Source organism: Nonomuraea sp. KM88 (assembly GCF_052245635.1).
In the GTDB taxonomy this organism is placed as follows: domain Bacteria; phylum Actinomycetota; class Actinomycetes; order Streptosporangiales; family Streptosporangiaceae; genus Nonomuraea.
In genome coordinates this window covers 1-985 of the sequence record NZ_JBQQCC010000073.1, presented here as the reverse complement: position 1 = coordinate 985, position 985 = coordinate 1, and the positions used below count along the sequence as shown (strand labels likewise).

1 protein-coding gene is annotated in these 985 nt (G+C 68.3%); it reads right to left on the bottom strand.

Going from position 1 to position 985, the window contains the following annotated elements:
• Window positions 1–13: 13 nt before the first annotated feature.
• Window positions 14–901, bottom strand: coding sequence for an IS5 family transposase (locus ACTWPV_RS49710; RefSeq protein ID WP_443157229.1), 888 nt, complete (start codon window positions 899–901; stop codon window positions 14–16).
• Between the last annotated feature and the right edge of the window lie 84 nt (window positions 902–985).

Sequence of the window (985 nt, the reverse complement as noted above, 5' to 3'; positions counted from 1 at the left end):
TCTAGGTCGTGTTTCATAAGGCACTGAGCCACTGGTTGATCGCAGCGATGATGACGACGGCTTCGTAGCGTACGGCGAGCTTGTCGTAACGGGTCGCCATGCCGCGGTTGCCTTTGAGCAGGTTGATGCCGCACTCCACAGCGTGACGCAGCCGGTAGAACGCGGGGTCGAAGGACGGCGGGCGACCTCCCTTCGATCCCTTGGCTCGCCGGTGAGCGTCCTGGTCGGCCTTGCTCGGAATGCACGCCTTGATCCCACGCCGGCGCAGATGGGTCCGGTTGGCCTTGCTGGTGTAGGCCTTGTCGGCCAGGACCCGATCCGGGCGGGTCCTGGGACGGCCACCGCCGAGGCGGGCCACCCGGATTTTGGCGAGCACCGGGATGAACTGCGGGCTGTCGCCCCGCTGCCCGGCGGTCACCACCGCGGCCAGCAGCTTGCGGCCCTGCTCGCAAGCCAGATGGGTTTTGGTGGTCAGCCCGCCGCGTGAGCGTCCCAGCGCGTGATCGGCCGGCTCGCTGTGCACCCCGCCGGGTGGCTCCTTCTGCAGGTGGCCGTCCCGGCGGGCTCCGGCCGCGTGCTGGTGAGCCCGGGTGATCGTGGAGTCCACGCTCACCGTCCAATCGATCTTCCCGGCGGCGTCCGCACACGCCTGCAACGCCGCCAGGATCCGCGACCAGACCCCCTCCCGCTGCCAGCGCCGGAACAAGCCATACACGCTGAACCAGTGGCCGTAGCAGGCAGGAACGTCCCGCCACGGCGCCCCGGTCCGGATCCGCCACCGGATTCCGTCGATCAACTGCCGCCTGCTCCACTTCGGCGGACGCCCCTTGCCCGATGCGGCAGGCAGATGCGGCTCCAGCGCCGCCCACTGCGCGTCAGCGAGGTCGTGCCGCCTCGCCACCACTACGCTGGCCACGAGGTCTCCGGTATTTCGTTCTTCTTGGTCGTTGAACCAACTACCGGAGACCTCTTCGTTCAACGATCA